This window comes from Pseudomonas sp. 11/12A (genome assembly GCF_000800055.1).
GTDB classification, from domain to species: Bacteria; Pseudomonadota; Gammaproteobacteria; order Pseudomonadales; family Pseudomonadaceae; genus Aquipseudomonas; species Aquipseudomonas mohnii.
Genome location: NZ_JUGV01000001.1, coordinates 2,038,260 through 2,054,993 on the forward strand (window position 1 = coordinate 2,038,260; position 16,734 = coordinate 2,054,993).

The 16,734-nt window shown below is 60.3% G+C and carries 15 protein-coding genes; 4 read left to right on the forward strand and 11 right to left on the reverse strand.

Features of this window, described 5'->3' with window-relative positions; genetic code table 11:
- Positions 1–56 precede the first annotated feature (56 nt).
- The 7 genes from GQ39_RS09420 to GQ39_RS09450 form a co-directional block, all read right to left on the reverse strand.
- Entirely contained in the window at positions 57–1,358 is a 1,302-nt protein-coding gene (locus GQ39_RS09420) for an MSMEG_0569 family flavin-dependent oxidoreductase (RefSeq protein ID WP_047529165.1), read from the reverse strand.
- A 52-nt stretch (positions 1,359–1,410) separates the two neighbouring features.
- The gene (locus GQ39_RS09425) at positions 1,411–1,746 is read right to left on the reverse strand and encodes an MSMEG_0570 family nitrogen starvation response protein (RefSeq protein ID WP_047529168.1); all 336 of its coding nucleotides are present in this window, start codon (positions 1,744–1,746) and stop codon (positions 1,411–1,413) included.
- 1 nt (position 1,747) lies between these two features.
- Positions 1,748–2,776, reverse strand: a complete 1,029-nt coding sequence (locus tag GQ39_RS09430) for a sll0787 family AIR synthase-like protein (protein WP_047529170.1) — start codon at positions 2,774–2,776, stop codon at positions 1,748–1,750.
- Positions 2,769–3,329: an MSMEG_0567/Sll0786 family nitrogen starvation N-acetyltransferase gene (locus GQ39_RS09435; protein WP_047529172.1), complete on the reverse strand. Its 561-nt coding sequence runs from the start codon at positions 3,327–3,329 to the stop codon at positions 2,769–2,771. Before GQ39_RS09435 ends, GQ39_RS09430 begins: the two co-directional genes overlap by 8 nt.
- A 14-nt stretch (positions 3,330–3,343) precedes the next feature.
- Complete coding sequence (locus GQ39_RS09440) at positions 3,344–4,426, reverse strand: MSMEG_0568 family radical SAM protein (protein ID WP_047529174.1); 1,083 nt, start codon at positions 4,424–4,426, stop codon at positions 3,344–3,346.
- Positions 4,413–5,390, reverse strand: coding sequence for a Nit6803 family nitrilase (locus GQ39_RS09445; protein WP_047529175.1), 978 nt, complete (start codon positions 5,388–5,390; stop codon positions 4,413–4,415). Before GQ39_RS09445 ends, GQ39_RS09440 begins: the two co-directional genes overlap by 14 nt.
- 138 nt (positions 5,391–5,528) lie before the next feature.
- The gene (locus tag GQ39_RS09450) at positions 5,529–6,011 is read right to left on the reverse strand and encodes an MSMEG_0572/Sll0783 family nitrogen starvation response protein (RefSeq protein WP_047529177.1); all 483 of its coding nucleotides are present in this window, start codon (positions 6,009–6,011) and stop codon (positions 5,529–5,531) included.
- Positions 6,012–6,254: 243 nt separating this feature from the next.
- Between GQ39_RS09450 and GQ39_RS09455 the strand changes: the two genes are divergently transcribed.
- A complete protein-coding gene (locus GQ39_RS09455) occupies positions 6,255–8,162 on the forward strand; it encodes a sigma 54-interacting transcriptional regulator (protein WP_047529179.1) in 1,908 nt (635 codons plus the stop codon).
- Between the two features lie 99 nt (positions 8,163–8,261).
- Here GQ39_RS09455 and GQ39_RS09460 read toward each other — a convergent pair whose 3' ends face one another.
- The 4 genes from GQ39_RS09460 to GQ39_RS09475 all read right to left on the reverse strand — a co-directional run bounded on the left by GQ39_RS09460 (position 8,262) and on the right by GQ39_RS09475 (position 12,264).
- Entirely contained in the window at positions 8,262–9,161 is a 900-nt protein-coding gene (locus GQ39_RS09460; RefSeq protein ID WP_047529180.1) for a LysR family transcriptional regulator, read from the reverse strand.
- A 112-nt stretch (positions 9,162–9,273) separates the two neighbouring features.
- The gene (locus GQ39_RS09465) at positions 9,274–10,416 is read right to left on the reverse strand and encodes an FAD binding domain-containing protein (protein ID WP_047529182.1); all 1,143 of its coding nucleotides are present in this window, start codon (positions 10,414–10,416) and stop codon (positions 9,274–9,276) included.
- Positions 10,417–10,469: 53 nt separating this feature from the next.
- Positions 10,470–11,582, reverse strand: coding sequence for an alkene reductase (locus GQ39_RS09470; protein WP_047529184.1), 1,113 nt, complete (start codon positions 11,580–11,582; stop codon positions 10,470–10,472).
- Between the two features lie 37 nt (positions 11,583–11,619).
- Positions 11,620–12,264 (reverse strand): DsbA family oxidoreductase, encoded by a 645-nt coding sequence (locus tag GQ39_RS09475; RefSeq protein ID WP_047529186.1) that lies wholly within the window; start codon positions 12,262–12,264, stop codon positions 11,620–11,622.
- Positions 12,265–12,549: 285 nt separating this feature from the next.
- Between GQ39_RS09475 and GQ39_RS09480 the strand changes: the two genes are divergently transcribed.
- The 3 genes from GQ39_RS09480 to GQ39_RS09490 are packed head-to-tail and all read left to right on the forward strand — an operon-like array spanning position 12,550 to position 16,537.
- Positions 12,550–13,815 (forward strand): cytochrome c, encoded by a 1,266-nt coding sequence (locus GQ39_RS09480; protein WP_047529188.1) that lies wholly within the window; start codon positions 12,550–12,552, stop codon positions 13,813–13,815.
- Between the two features lie 5 nt (positions 13,816–13,820).
- A complete protein-coding gene (locus GQ39_RS09485; RefSeq protein ID WP_047529190.1) occupies positions 13,821–14,285 on the forward strand; it encodes a (2Fe-2S)-binding protein in 465 nt (154 codons plus the stop codon).
- Complete coding sequence (locus GQ39_RS09490; protein ID WP_047529192.1) at positions 14,282–16,537, forward strand: xanthine dehydrogenase family protein molybdopterin-binding subunit; 2,256 nt, start codon at positions 14,282–14,284, stop codon at positions 16,535–16,537. Before GQ39_RS09485 ends, GQ39_RS09490 begins: the two co-directional genes overlap by 4 nt.
- Positions 16,538–16,734: the final 197 nt, after the last annotated feature.

The following is a 16,734-nucleotide window of genomic DNA, read 5'->3' on the forward strand; positions in this document are numbered from 1 at the left end:
TTCCGATAGCAACGAAGTTCGCGCCTACACGATATCGTTCACCCCGATTCTGACGACTACCTTGCGATAGCCCGTTTCGTCTGAATCGAAGGTTCTATGCGTGAAGCCCTGATACGGTCCACCAGGTATTGCGCATCTTTTGCCACGCCGGAAAAACGCCCCGACCCCCAGGTGTACAACCATGGCAATCCGAGGAAATACAGACCTGGCTGCGCCGTGACCCCGCGTTGGTGTCCCGGGTGGCCACGGCCATTGAAGACGGGAGCCTCGACCCAGGTAAAGTCCGGACTGAAGCCGATGCACCAGATGATGCTGGTGATGCCTGCCTCCTCAAGGTCCAGTTCGCTGCGCTCTTGTTCGGGCGACCAATTCGGCTCGTAGCGTTCACCGGGCGGCGCGTCGATTGCGTGTTCCTCGATGTACTTGTCGATCGATCCGTTGATGCGGTTGTACACCGCATCGGCGTTGTCCAGGCTCTCTTCCAGGTTAGGGGCGAATTGCATGCGCGTACCCTGCAACCCTTCAAGACGACCGTACAATTCCATGCCTTCCAGGGCGAATTTACGCAGGTCGATATCGCGCCCGCCGTCGCGTCCCGTGACGTAATGGTTGGTGTTGTCGCGCACGCCCTCACGCAGCGGATGGGTATCGACGCCGATCTCGTAGTAGCCCATTTCCGCCAGCCAGTCGACCACGTCCTTGCCTCGATAGAAACGCGCGCAACGCGGTGCGTCACCCACTGCAAGAAAGACTTTGCGTCCTGCCAGATGCAGGTCCTCGGCAATCTGTGCCCCCGACTGCCCGGAGCCGACCACCAGTACGTTGCCGACAGGCAATGCCCCGGGGTTACGGTATTGCTCTGAATGCAGTTGATGAACACCGGCCGGTAAACGCTCGGCCAGGCGCGGAATGATTGGCGTGTGATAGCCGCCGGACGCGACGATCACTTGATCAGCCGTGAACTCGCCGTTCGAGGTATATACCTCGAAACCACCCAGTGTGCGCGGGACCACACGCTGCACGGTAACGCCCTCCTGAACCGGCGCGTTCACCGATTTGACGAAGCCAGCGAGGTATTGGTTTATCTCGTCCTTTTTCATGAAACCGTGAGGGTCGGCGCCCTTGAAATCATCGACATAGGTATAGCCCGGCAAGGCGCATTGCCAGTTAGGCGTGACCAGACTGAAAGCGTCCCAACGCTGATTGCGCCAGGTATGGGTCACGCTGTGCTTTTCCAGCACCAGATGGTCGATCCCTTCCTGTTGCAGGTAATGGCTGGCGGACAACCCGGCCTGGCCACCGCCAACGATGATCACACTGTAATGTGAGGTTTTGATTGAGGTGAGATGGCTGGTCATAACGTTGCTCCTGTCATGGGTGACGATAAGCATCAAGGGGAAATTCAATGAATCAGAACGAACTCCAGCCTGCGCCGATCACCTGACCGGCGCCTTCGGTCCGCATGCTGAGAATGTCCACCTGCCCTTCTTCGTGGGCAGGCGCTTGAAGATCACTGGCCTGTCCCTTCAATGAACTCAAGGTGTCCATGGCCGAGCTGCAATAGAACCCCTTGACCTCCTTCACCCGCTCCGAAGCGTTGTTCAAGGCCTGTTCGATGCGCTGTAGAAACTCCGGCAACGGGTAGCTGGCGCCCTCTTCCAGGTATTGGAAAATCACGGTCGAGGGTGAATAGCCGGTGGTTTCGCGCCCATTGGGCCAGCGGATTCTGAAATTGACGGCGGGCATGTCAGTGCTCCTGTTTCAGGTTTAAAGGGGTGAGGTCGAGATGGGGGTAACTGAATCCGGTAAAGGCCTGCTCACGAAGATTCCAGAATTCACCACGCTGTTGTCCGTGCCGGACGGTCAATGCGCCGCTTGAGTTCACCTGACCGATACGCTCACAGGGAATCCCTTCGAATGCGAAGGCTGTCTGGACTTGCGGCCAGTCACGCTCGTCTAGCGTCATCAGGAAGCCGTAGCTGGGAAACACCTGGAGCCAGCGTGCGAGGTCGGCATCCGGCGGACACGGCAGTGCAGCCAGATCGATGGTTGCGCCGCAGCCGGTGGTTTCCAGCAGCATCAACAGGCTGCCGAGAATCCCGGCGTTGCTGATGTCTTTGGCCGCGAGCAACAGTCGGGCATCGGCAAGGCGCGGCAATACGTGGATCTTGCTGCGCAGACGCTCGGCCTGTACGCCTTCGAAGGCTTTCCAATAGGTGCTGTCGGCGTGCCAGGCGCCTTCAAGGTCCACCGCCATGGCGATGACTTGGCCGGGAGCGACATGCAAGGTCGACAGCAGTGTTTGCGCAGTCCCTGTGATCGCCACGGCCAGCGCGGCGGGATGGTTCGTGTCGAGGCTGGTGTGCCCACCGGCCAACAGCAAGCCATAGGCTTCACAGGCTGCACGGATGCCCGCCAGAATCTGCTGCGCGGCGTCTTTGTCGTGATGCCAGTAGGCGTTGACCACCGCCGTGGCACGACCGCCCATGGCAGTAATGTCACTGACATTGGCCATGACCGCTGACCATCCTGCAAACCACGGCGCAGCCTCGACAAAGGCCGGCAACATGCCTTCGATGGCCAGCAGCTGAAACTGATCGCCACAGGCAATCGCTGCTGTGTCGTCGCCAGGCAAGGCGTAAAGCTGCTCGCGGGTCAGCGCTTGTGTTGCGCGACCCACCACGGCGGCAGGCTGCTGAATCGCCTGTTTGGAGCGCATGGCCGGGGTGGTCCGCAAGGTGTCGATCAGCGCCGCCAGATCAAGAGCGTCAGTCATGGCGAGCCACCTTCAGCGCACGCAATGAGACCTGGCGCGGCATCAGCGGGTAGCTCGGCAAATCCGCTTGCATCAAGCAATGCGGCTGGCCGAGCAACTCCAGCTTTTCCAGGGTTTGCCAGCGCAGGCCATGGAAATAGACTTCGTTCTGCGCCTGCACCGTAGCGCGAAACACTTCGCAGCCCAGTTCCTTGGCCCGCGACACGGCTTCGTTGACCAACGCCTTGCCGATCATGCTGTGGCGACGATACGCCGCCGCCACGCATAGACGCCCACCAAACCACAGGCCTGGCTCCGGCTGGTAGATGCGCACCGCGCCCACCACCTGATCGGCGATCCCGCAATTGCCGGCCAGGGCGACAATGGCAATCGCCTGAAAATCATGGCTGTCCTTGTCCTGCACCAGCAGTTGTTGTTCATCGGAAAATACCGACCGACGCAGGGCAAAATAGGCTTGTTTCTCCCAGTGTTCGCTGGCGGGCTTGACCCATAACTCGCCCGCGCGGAACGGCTCGAAGGTACTGTCGACCAGGGCAAAGGCGGAATTCGGCATAGGGATTCTCCGGCTTATTCGTAGCTTTTCAGGGCCGAGCACGCGCCGCATTTGGCGCAACCGGCGTTGATCTGATCGGAGTGCAATCCGTGGCGGCGCAAGCTGGCGCCGATCTGCGGATAAAGCCGGGCCATCATCGCACTCTCCGGTTTTGGGTGATGGGCCAATGGCGTGCCGTCGATGGGCACGAACGGCACCACGAACGGATACACACCCAACGCGCATAAACGTTCGCTCATCTCGCTGATGGCGGCTTCGCTGTCGCCCAGGCCGGCCAGGATGTAGGTGCTGACCTGGCCCCGACCGAAGACCTCGACCGCTGCGCTGAAGGCTTCGAAATAGCGGCTCAGCGGCACTTCGGCCTTGCCCGGCATGATCCGGTGGCGCACTTCATCGGTGACGGCTTCCAGATGCATACCCAGTGACACCACCCCGCTGTCGGCCAGGCGCTGGAACCAGCGATCATCGTCCGGCGGCTCGCATTGCGCCTGAATCGGCAAATCGACAGCGGCTGTAACGGCGGCGGCCGATTCACACAAAATCGCCGCGCCACGGTCCGGCGTTTGTGGTGTGCCAGTGGTCATCACCATGTGCTTGACGCCATCAAGTTCCACCGCGGCCTTTGCCACTTCCGCCAGTTGCTGCGGGCGCTTTCGGGCAATGGTTTTGCCCGCCGCCAGCGACTGGCCGATGGCGCAGAACTGGCAGGAACTGCCGCGATCATTGAAACGAATGCAATGCTGCAGCACCGTGGTCGCGAGGACATCGCTGCTGTGCAGCGTGGCGATTTTCCAATAGGGAATGCCATCGGCGGTGCTCAAACCGTAGAACTTCGGCACACCGGGCATTTGCACCTGCCCCACCTGCAAGCCTTCGCGGAAGATCAGCGCCTGACTGCCATCGGCGTTGGGCTGCGCCTGGTAGGGCGAATCCTGTGAAGCCTGATTGAGGATCGGCACCATCATGGTCCGACTGCCAAAACTCAGCGCCTTGTGGTCCGACGGCCCCGCGCCGCCTTGTCGGGACAAACCGTTTTGTGCCGCCGGCCAACGCACGCCATGGCATTGCAACTCGGCCAGCAATTCATTGGCTCGCATGATCGAACTCCTCGGTGGCCAGCGCCGCGAAGTGCGTACCGCGCTCATGGACATGGGCCGTCGGCGTGCGGTCGATCAACAGGCTGAGCAGTTCCGGACGGCTGTAATGCCCGACCGAATCCATCATGCGTTTGCGCTTGTCGATCAAGGCCAGGTCGAGATCGGCAATGACCACGCCTTCGCCGCCACGCAGCGGCTCGCCGAGCAATTTGCCTTCGGGCGACACGACGGCCGTGAAGCAGCCACCGGAGATCGGGCCGAGCCCACAACCGGTGTCCTGCATGATCTGGCCCTGCTGATCGGCATCCAGCCACGCGGTGGCATTGACCACGAAGCACCCGGACTCCAGGGCGTGATGGCGGAGGGTGACTTCGATCTGCTCGGCAAAGATGTCGCCCACCAGTGAGCCGGGAAACATCGCCGCGTGAATCTGCTCGCCGTCCGCCATCAAGGCGTAACGGGCCAGCGGGTTGTAATGCTCCCAGCATGCCAGCGAACCGATGCGCCCCACGGCGCTGTCGATGGCGCGCAGACCCGAACCATCACCCTGCCCCCAGACCATGCGCTCGTGGTAGGTCGGGGTGATTTTGCGCCGATGCTGAATCAGGCTGCCGTCGGCATCGAAGAGTAACTGCGCGTTGTAGATCGTGCCGCCGTCGCGCTCATTGACGCCGATGGAAACCACCATCCCTGCTTGCTTGCAGGCCTCGCCAATGGCCAGGGTCGCGGCGGATGGGACCGTGACGGATTGATCGAGCAATTTGAGGTGTTGTGCACCCATGGCGAACGCCGGCTGCACAAACGAAAAGTATGGGTAGTACGGCACCACCGTCTCCGGGAACACGGCGAACTGCACGCCTTGTCGACCGAGGGCGATGATCTGTTGGCAGACCTTGTCCACGGTGCCTTCGCGGCTGTAAAGCACTGGGCTGATCTGAACGGCGGCTGCGCGAATGATGGCCATGATGGGGGTCCTGAAGTCAGTAGTGTTCGGAAGATCAACAGCGGTCCTGTGGGAGCTGGCTTGCCTGCGATTCGGGTGACGCGGTGCATCAGTTACACCGATCGCGAGCAAGCTCGCTCCCACAAGGTTTTTTGTGCGTCAGGCGGTCCAGGTATCGATGATCATCGCGCCTTCACGGCGCATCAGCAGGCGCAGGTCCATGACGTCCAGTGGGTTGATCGGGCGGATGCCTTCGATCAGGGCTTTTTCGGTCTGGCCGTACAGCGCTTGCAGGGCGAAGCGGCAGGCGTAAACCTCACCGCCCTCCTCCATGAACTGCATCAACTGCTTGTTCACCGCCAGGTGGCCGGGAAATGCTTCGGCGCCCAAGGTCGGGAAGCCGCGTTGCACGCCCAACTGCACGCCGGGTCCATACAGCAGGATTTTGGTTTCGAAGCCTTTGCGCAGCAGGCGCTTGGCTTGAAGCATATTGACCAGGCCAATGGAGCCCTCGAAAGCGATGGTGTGAAAGGTGATCAGCACTTTCTCACCAGGCTCGGCTTTGATGTCCTCGAAGACTTTTTCTTCGTAATTGACCAGGAAGTCGCCGTCTTTGTAATGGGGGATGTCCACGCTTGGCATAGTGTCGCTCTCCAGTTTTCTTCGTGCTTTGACGTCAGCCTGTATTGGCTGCCGGGTTGCAGGAGATAGAGCGAACGCCGTGCCAGAAAAATAAAACCTTTTTCGTAACGACTTATCCCATTGATTTTTATGTAAATACTGAACTGATCCGGTGTTTGATTTCGCATCTGATGCTTTCGCCGAACCACGCATTCCCGTAGAAATACGAGTATTCGTAGTGGCAAAACACGAGATTTCGTAGTCATGACTGAAGCAGACTCTCTCAGCGGTTGGGCCGACCTGGCGTATTCGTCACGGCATATGGTGTTTGAACATTGCGCCGAAGCCATCGCGCTGCTCAATCCGTTTTCCGACCGGTTGGGCGACCTGAACATCGCCGCCTGCAAGTTGCTCGGCTATCCCCGCCAGGAACTGCTGGAGCTACCGGTGAGCAAGCTGTTCGGGCATCAACTGGCGGACCTGATCGTCTTCACCCAGGCAGTGATGGACAAAGGCCGCGGCTGGACAGATGAACTGAGTTGCAACTGCAAAAGCGGCGAACGCATCGAACTGGAAATCTCCGCCACCACCCTACAAATCAAGGGCGTACAACACCTCATTTTGGTGCTGCGTGAACGCAGTCAGGAGAAGTACCAGCGCGACCAGGCCCAGACCGAGCGCACCATGCGCGGCGGGCTGATCGAGTGGCGCAACATCCTTAACCTGTTCCAGGAAAATGAACGCGACAACCAACTGCTGCTCAGTTCCGTGGGCGACGGCATCTACAGCATCAACAGCGAGGGCCTGGCCACCTTCGTCAACCCCGCCTGTGCGCGGATGCTGGGTTGGGAAACCCAGGACATGATCGGCAAGAACATCCACCGCATTCACCACCACACCCATGCCGATGGCAGTCATTACCCGGTCGAACAGTGCCCGATCTATAAGGCGGTGCACGATGGTGTGATTCATGAGGGTCGTCAGGAAGTGTTCTGGCGCCGGGATGGCAGTTCGTTTCCGGTGGAATTCACCAGCACTCCGGTGATTTCCGAGGGCCGTATCGTCGGTGCGGTGGTGGTGTTCCGCGACATCACCGAGCGGCGCAGCACGGAAAACCAGCTGCAAAGTGCCCTGGATGAACTCAAGGTACTCAAGGAGCGTCTCGAAGAGCAGAACGCTTACTTGCAGGAAGAGATTCACATCGAGCACAACTTCCGCGAAATCGTCGGCCAGAGCGAGCCGATCAAAAAAATCATCCGGCAGATCGACGTGGTCGCCCCGACCGATGCCAGCGTGTTGATCAACGGTGAATCGGGAACGGGCAAGGAGCTGATTGCCCGCGCCATCCACCAGGCCAGTCGCCGCAATGCCCATCCGCTGATTCGGGTCAATTGCGCGGCGATCCCTGCGGAATTGTTCGAGAGCGAGTTTTTCGGGCACATCCGGGGCGCGTTTACCGGGGCGGTGCGTGATCGCGTCGGGCGCTTTGAGCTGGCTGACGGAGGCACGCTGTTCCTCGACGAAATCGGCGAAATTCCCCTGGAGCTGCAAAGCAAGCTACTGCGAGTGTTGCAGGAAGGTCAGTTCGAGCGCGTCGGTGAAGAACGCACGCGCAAGGTCGATGTCAGGATCATTGCCGCGACCAACCGCGATCTGCGTCAGGAAGTCGAGGCCAGGCACTTTCGCGAAGACCTGTACTTTCGCCTGAACGTATTCCCGATCAAGTCGCCGCCATTGCGTGATCGATCGATGGACATCGGCGCCCTGGCCGCACACTTCCTCAAGCAGACCGGCAAACGCTTGAACATGCCTGGCAGGCGATTGCGCAACAGCGACATCGAACGCCTGCAACGCTACTCATGGCCAGGCAATATTCGCGAGTTGCAAAACGTCATCGAGCGTGCGTTGATCACCTCGATCGGCGCGGACCTGAACCTGGATTTGCCCGACGAACCTAAAGCCAGCCTCAACGCCACGCCACAACCTCCCCCCTTGTCCGTGATCATGACTGACGCCCAGATTCGCGAGCTTGAACGCAACAACATGCAGGCAGCACTGAAGGCCGCGGATGGAAAGCTGTTCGGCAAGGGCGGTGCTGCTGAACGGCTGGGTCTCAAGCCCACGACACTGGCATCGAGGTTCAAGCGGCTGGACATCAAAGTGGGCGATTGATCATCGCCGCCCTGCCGGCCTCATGGATGGATATCTACCCTGCCTGAACCGCCTTGGGCAATGTCGCACAGGCCGGGTAGTCAAATGCACGGCACATGCTCAGGGTGCGAGGATTTCCTGCAGAAATTCAATGAACACATTAATGCGACTGGAACCACGATGATTGGGCAGGTACAGCGCATTAATACAACTGCTGGCACTGCCAGGGTTGACCTCGTACTGCTCCAGCACACGCGTGAGGCGACCTGCGCTGACATCGTCACGCACCAGCCAGTCGGCCAATAGCGTCACCCCGCCCCCGGCCAACGCCGCCTCACGCAGAATGTCGGCGTTGTTGCTTTGCAGCCTTCCCTGCACATTCAAGCGAATGATTTCCTCATCACCCTGGAATGTCCAATTGTGGTGGCCTGTGCGGTAATCAAAACGCAGGCATTGGTGCTCCAGCAGATCATGGGGGTGCCTGGGCAGTCCGGTACGCGTCAGGTAATCGGGGCTCGCCACTACCCAACGCTGGAAATCGCCCAGGCGCTTGCTGACGATGTCTTCACTGACGACCGATGAACCCAGGCGCACGGACACATCTATCTGCTCGCTGAGCAGGTCACTGACCTCGTCGCTCAGCGCGAGGCTGATCTCCAGGCCAGGATGACGATCCAGCAGTCGTCCCAGATGCGGCGCGATGATGCGTCGGCCGAACTCCACCGGGACGCTGGCCCGTAAGCGTCCCTGGGCTTCGCTGCCACGGTCGGTCACGACGGCATCGGCCTCGTCGATGGCCTCGAGGATCGCCACGGCTTTATCGAAATAGTGCTGCCCTGCCACCGTGACGCTCGTGTTGCGCGTGGTGCGATTGAGCAAGCTGGCGCCCAACTCACTCTCCAGCCCCGCTACCTGCCGGGTCACAGACGAAGTGGAGATGCCAAGCTTGCGCGCCGCAGACGAATACCCCCCACAGCGTACGGTTTCGACAAACATTTTGAGCGCCAGCAACTTATCCATAAGCGGAGTCCAGGATCGAAAAGGTAAGGTAACGACTGTGCATGACCAGGCGTTTCACGTCTTGCATGGATGTGCTTAACCAGGTGGATTAAACCCGATACGAGCCGCTGAATCAGGATGGCGTGATGCCCATGATCCGATTGCCCATGTGCACTCCCCAGTCCCTCATGCGCTTGCCTTCTGCAAGTTGCTGTCTTTGCCAGGTCTGCAGGGCTTTGTCGAGATCGCCATTGTCGTCGATGGCCTGCGCCAGGAACAGTGCATTGCGGGCCGCCTTGGCCGTGCTTCCGGCGGTATGGGGCCGCGGTACAAAAGCGGCATCGCCGGTCAACAGCACGCGTCCGAACACCATTTGTGGAACGTCGAGATCAAGGATCGCCTGGACAAAAATGTCCTGGGTCTGGCGTATCAGTTCGCGAAAAGCCGGATTTGCATATCGCTCGCCCATTTCCCGCAGATAAGCCTCCTGCTCCGCCGCCAAAGCCCCCGGTGGAATGGAGTGGTTACGCCGCTGGCCGTCGCGATCAGTGAGCACGGCGTCCAGTTCCGGCCCTTGCGCGGCTTTCAAATACCATAGCCAGTTGAACCGACGCTCGCCAGGCTCAATGGAGCCGTTCAAGCCCGGCACCATGTATTCGAGCATCAGCGATCCAGGGTCCTGTTGAAAGACAAAGTCCTCGTAAAGCTGCGTCTTGGCGAAGTCTGCAAGTCGGTCTTCATCAACAAGCCCACGCCAAACCACATAGCCCGAATAGCCAGGTTGCGCCCCGGGCAACACCCTGCTCCGCACGGATGAACCCGCCCCATCGGCCCCCACCAGCAGGTCTGCCTCGGCACGACTGCCATCGGCGAACATCGCCGTCACCCCGTGCTCGTCCTGAGCCAGATCCACCAGCGTCTTGCCACGGTGATAGTGCTCGGCGGGAAATGCCGAAAACAATGCGTTGTACACGGTGTTCCAGGACGTCTGTGTTTGCGGCATCGGTTCTTTATGCAAGACGCTACCGGCTCGATCCAGATACAGACGATCATGGGAGCGGACACCCAGCGCATGGGTATGCTGGATGCCTGCATAGCGAAAATGCTGCAGGACATCCGCTTGCAGAACAATGCCTCCGCCACGGCTATCCATTGCCGCGGGGGAGCGCTCGAAAACATCGACTTGCCAGCCAATTGCCCGCAACGCTGTGGCGGCAAACAGGCCGCCCAGAGAACCACCGATGACCAGGGCTTTCGGACTATCCGGACTCTTCATTACCTTTCTCCTTGCGTAGTGGTGATTCCCGAACCAACCGGTTTTGAGCTGCGTTATGCCAGCGCCGGATAGTCGATATAGCCCTTGGCGTCGCCGCCAAAAAAGCTGTTGCCGTCCGCCGGGTTGAGTTCGGTACGCCCGCGCAGGCGAGCCGGCAAGTCGGGGTTGGCAATGAACGGGCGACCGAACGCGATGACGTCGGCACGCCCTTGCGCGATGGCGCGTTCAGCGGTCTCTGCGGTGTACCCCCCCGCCAGCATCAGAACGCCGTGGAAGTCAGCACGCAGCTGTTTGATGATGGCGTCCCAGCGTGGATCATTACTTTCATCGAGCACCGTGCCGACCATCATCGGTTCCACCAGGTGCAGGTAGGCGAGATTCCATTGATTGAGCCGGGAAGCAATGTAGCCAAAGGTCTGTTCCGGGGTGTCATCGCCCATTCCCATGAATCGCCCCATCGGTGTCAGGCGTACGGCAACGCGTTCGGCCCCGACTTCTTCGGTCACCGCTTGAACCACTTCGAGCAGCAGCCGTGCACGGTTTTCAATACTTCCACCGTAGCGATCGCTGCGCTGATTGCTGGCGCTGTTGATGAATTGGTCCAGCAGGTAGCCATTGCCCGCGTGGATTTCCACGCCGTCCATACCGGCCAGAAGCGCATTGCGCGCGGCCTTGCGGAAATCGGAAACGATCGCTTCGATCCCCGGGATGTCCAGTTCCTGAGGGACAGGAACATCACCCCACACCCCCTCGCCCTGCTCATTGAGGATGAAGGTCTTGCCGGGGACCGGCTGTGCGGTCGGCGCGACCGGCAAGCCGCCGTTCGGTTGAAACACGGGGTGTGACACCCTCCCCACATGCCAAAGCTGCAGGAAAATGCGCCCGCCCTCCGCATGCACGGCGTCGCTGACCGCTTTCCAGCCGTGAATCTGCTCGTCGCTATGGATGCCCGGCGTCCAGGCGTAACCCTGACCCTGCTGCGAAATCTGAGTGGCCTCGGTGATGATCAACGCGGCACTGGCGCGTTGACGGTAGTACTCGACGTTCATCGATGTCGGCACGTTGCCGGGCTGCCCCGCCCGCGAGCGAGTCAAAGGGGCCATGGCGACACGGTGATCAAGGTTGAGTTGACCGAGTTTGATGGGGCTGAACAAGTGCTGGGACATGATAATTTCCTGTAGGGATCGGGATTGAACAAGCGGCTCAAGCGGCCTGGTTTTGTTTCAGTATCTGGATCATGATTTCGCTGGGTTGTGCGCCACTGATCACGTCATCCGCGATCTCAATGGTCGGCACCGAACGCACACCGGACGCCTTGCTTTGCGCTTCGAGCTTCAAGACTTCAGTCGTGCCTTCATCGGTGTTGAGAAAGTCGACAATGACTTTGCGGTCCAGTCCTGTTTCGCCAGCGATATCGGCTAACACATTGAGGTCGCCGATATCCCGCCCCTCGCCGAAGTACGCCTTGAAAATGGCCTTGACCAGGCATGCAGCGTCTTTACCCGCCTGTTGCTCGCGCCATACCAAGCGATGCGCGGCCAGGGTGTTGGGGGTTGTTTCGACGCGCTCATAATGGAACCCGAGGCCGACGGCTTTACCGGCGTGGGTGACCTGCGCGTCCATGGCCTGGCTGCGCGCCCAACTGCCGAATTTGCCAGAGCGATAGGCCTTGCGATCCATGCCTCGAACAGGCATGTCCGGGTTCAATTGGTAAGGCAGGAAATGAATGGGGTGGTCAGTTGGAAAACCCGACGCGGCCAGTGCGCGCTCGAGGTTTTCCTCACCGATCCAGCACCATGGGCAGATGAAGTCGTAAGTCACCTGAATGGTTGATGAATGCAAACTCATGATGGTCTCCGTGGTTGAATGTTTTCACACCCCCAAGGTAAGCCTCCAGCGCCCTCCGGAATATCCACCTGCCGCGCAACGTTGCTTTTCGCAAAACGCAACGCTGAGGTGATCGGCGCGTCGGCCCATGGCTGCCGTTGCGCACGGCGCAACGTAGCGTTGCGTCTTGATGGACTACACGATCACCAGCGCCCTGTCTAAGCTCACCGAGCAGAAATCGCCGTACGCCAATCGCACGCGGCGGATTGAAAAATCTGTCGTTTACTCAGTTCGAGAGGTAAGGCGATGAAGCGCAAGACGATCATCGGTGCCGTTGTGGCGCTCGGCGTGGTGGGAATAGGGTTCGCGTTCTGGATGATGTGGAGGCCGGAAATCGCTGCTGTCAGCCCGCCGCAGAGTGCCGGAAAGGAAACCCTGGACAGAGGCCGGCGCATTGTCGAAGCGGGCGACTGCGCGGTCTGCCACACGCGGCCCGGGGGCGATTACATGGCGGGCGGCTTGCCATTGATCACGCCCTTCGGAACACTCTTCACCACCAACATCACCCCGGACCCGGAAACCGGTATCGGCAAGTGGTCGCTGCCGGCCTTTGAACGAGCCATGCGTGAAGGCATCGCCCGCGACGGTCACTTCCTCTACCCGGCCTTCCCCTACGTGCATTACCGAAAGTTGAGTGGTGCCGATATCGCGGATGCCTACGCCTTCCTGATGAGCGTGGACCCGGTCAAATACACCGCACCTGAAAACCATATGGTTTTCCCCATGAACTTCCGTGCGCTGGTGTCGTTCTGGAACTTGCTGTTCCTGCATGGCGACCCGCTGGAACCGCTTCCCGACCGGTCTGCGCAATGGAACCGCGGACGCTATCTGGTCGAAGGCGCGGGACACTGTTCGTCCTGTCATTCGCCGCTGAATCTGATTGGCGGCGAAAAGAGCGGCGAGCTATTCAACGGCGGTATCGTCGACGGCTGGACGGCCCCCTCCCTGCGCGGGATGGCCGACGCGCAACACCCCTGGAATGAAGCCCAGTTGGTCGCCTATCTGACGGGCAAGGTCGCCGAAGATCACGGCGCGGCGGCGGGCCCGATGTTGCCGGTCAGCCTGAGCATCGCGCAATTGCCGGTGGAAGATGCCCAGGCCATCGCCCGCTATATCCTTGACCTCAAAAAAACCTCGTCGGACGCCACGTCACCGCCCTGCCCGCCAGCGGCCAATCCCACTGCCAAGACGCTGCCCGGTGCGGCGCTGTTCGAGGGTGCCTGCGCAAGTTGCCACAGCTCCGCCGCCCCCATGCGCACCCTTGATTCGAGACCCGCGCTGGTCAACACCAGCGCCGTCAGGGCGGACTCGCCACGTAATCTGATCCAGACCATTTTGCAGGGCATCCCGATGTCCACTGCCGCTGCCAGCCACTACATGCCGGCCTTCGCAGACAGTCTGGATGACACCCACCTCGCCGCCATCGCCGAGTACTTGCGCAACGAGCGCTGCCCGACCAGGCCCTGGACGGATCTCGACAAGACAATCAAGAGCATTCGGACTCAGGAGTAGCCACCGTGATCACACTCGACATCAACGGCAAGACGCATGAACTGGACATCCCGCAAGACATGCCGCTGCTGTATGCCCTGCGCAACCAGGTAGGGCTCAATGGCGCGAAATACGGCTGCGGTCTGGGTCAGTGCGGCGCTTGCACGGTTTTAGTGAACGACAAGCCGGTGTTTTCATGCCTGACGCCCTGCGGCGCGCTGGCGGGCAAGTCCGTGCGCACCGTGGAGAGCCTGGGCAGTGCCGACAAACCGGGGCCGTTGCAGAAAGCCTTTATCGACGAGCAGGCAGCCCAGTGTGGTTATTGCATCGCGGGGATGATCGTACGGGCGCAGGCGCTGTTGGAGGCAAACCCTCATCCGGACGATGACACGATTCGTCGCCACATGGCGCCCAACCTGTGCCGCTGCGGCACTCATGTACGGATCCTCGCCGCTATCAAGTCGGTCATCGCGCAGGGAGACAAGGTATGAAGTCCTCAAGGCAAAACGTCGATCTGAGCCGCCGCGCCTTCGTGATAAACGGTGCATTGGTGATGGGGTTCGCCATGCTCCCGAGTATCCCGCGTGCCTTCGCCGACACCGAAGTGGACACCCTGGGTACGGAAATCCTGGCGCCTGATCTGCCAGGCAGTTTGCGGGCCACGCCCTATCTGGACGCCTGGATCCGCATTGACGCGAAAGACGGCATTACCGTCTACACCGGCAAAGTGGAGCTGGGCACTGGCGTCAAGACCGCGCTCCTGCAGATCGCCGCTGAACGCCTGGAAGTGTCACCGGGTCTCATCCGTTTTCTCACCGCCGACACTGCGCTGACACCCAATGAGGGCTACACCGCCGGCAGCCATACGATCGTCGACAGCGGCACTGCGCTGTTCAACGCGGCGGCCCAGGTGCGCCAGTTGTTACTCGAATCCGCGGCTCGCCAATGGCAATGCAATACCGACAGCCTGAGCACGCGGGACGCGGTGATCCACGATGGGCAAGGCCGCAGCATGACCTACGTACAAGCGGTGAACGGGGTTCAATTGCATCGCTTCGCCTCCGCGAGTTCCCCCTTCAAGCCAGCCAGCAGTTTCACCCTGATCGGCACATCATTGCCCAGGCTGGACATCCCGGCCAAGGTCAGCGGCGGTGCGGCCTATGTGCAGGACATGCGCCTGCCGGACATGCTGCATGCTCGCGTGATACGCCCACCCCGGCGCGGCAGTCAGCTACTGGACATTGACGAGGCGGCCCTCAACAAACTCCCCGGTGTGGTGAAGCTGGTCCGTAACGGCAGTTACCTCGCGGTGGTCGCCACCGATGAATGGCTGGCGGTCAAAGCGATGCGCGAGGGCTACGCAACTGCCCGCTGGACCGAAGGAAATCCACTACCTGACTCGACACATATCCATCAACTGCTCACCGAGTTGCCGGCGCGACGCTACCCGGTGAGCGCCAAGGGTCACCTCACGCAACCCGAATCCCCTGGGTACAAGGCACGGGTGACCAGGCAATACCTGATGCACGGTTCCATCGGGCCGTCTTGCGCGGTGGCTTGGTTCAAGGAGGGGATGCTGACCGTCTGGACCCACACCCAGGGTGTTTATCCTCTGCGCATGGGCATCGCCGAGATGCTGGGTCTGCCCGTGCAGCAGGTACGCTGCATCCATGCTGAAGGCTCAGGTTGCTATGGCCACAACGGCGCCGATGACGCCGCCGCCGATGCCGCGTTGATCGCCATGGCCCTGCCTGGCAAACCCGTACGGGTGCAATGGATGCGCGAACAGGAAAATCTCTGGGAGCCCTACAGCTCGGCAATGCTGGCTGAAGTGGAAGCGGGACTGGACGACAGCGGGCGTCTTCGTGACTGGAAATACGAACTCTGGAGTACCCCGCACAATGAACGCATCGTCAATGCCGGGCGCCTGCTGCCGGCGTGGCTATTGGCCAAACCCTTCACCCCTGCGCCTTCGGTCCCTATCGCCCAACCCGAGGGCGACGGCGACCGTAACGCGGTTCCGTTGTATGAGATACCCAATCTGCAGGTTGATCTGAATTTTGTGCTGACCATGCCCTTCAGGACCTCGGCCATGCGTTCGCTGGGTGCCCATATCAATGTGTTCGCCATCGAAAGCACGGTGGATGAACTGGCGGCGCGGGCTGCTGTGGATCCGGTGCAATTTCGCCGGAATCACTTGAGCGATCCGCGAGCACTTGCGGTGGTGGATCGGGTGGCCAGTGCGTTCAACTGGCCGCAAAAAGCCACAGGCCCCGGCAGCGGAATCGGCTTCGCCTTCGCCCGCTATAAAAACATCATGGGTTACTGCGCCATTGCCGTGCAGTTGCATGTGCAGCGCCAGACCGGGCAAGTGACGATTGATCGGGTGGTGACCGCCGTCGATGTGGGGCAAATTGTCAGCCCTGACGGGCTGCTCAATCAGGTTCAGGGTGGCATCGTGCAGTCCGCCAGCTGGACGCTCTATGAACGAATTCTCTACGACGCCAGTGGCCTGCATAGCTTCGATTGGAGCGGCTATCCGATCATGCGTTTTTCCGAGGTGCCTAAACAGATCGAGGTCCACATGATCGATCAGCCGGACCAGCCATTTCTCGGTGCCGCGGAAATCGTCCAGGGCCCCATGGCCGCAGCGCTGGGTAACGCCATTCGGGATGCCACCGGCAAGCGTTTGCTCGATCTGCCACTGGCTCGACGTGGCTGGCAGGAAGCGTTGGGATCATGAGCGATCCTGACGGGCTGAATCGGTCGGCTATCGCACACCTGGGATAAAAAAGGGCGGTGGAGGATCACTCGCACCGCCCTACCCCATTCAAGGGAAATGTTTCTCTTCTATAAAACATGCCGTTGGAAGAGAACGGCATGTACACGCAACACGCCTTTAAGCGCTGCCTGTCAGTCAAGCGGGCAGCCAGCCCGCTG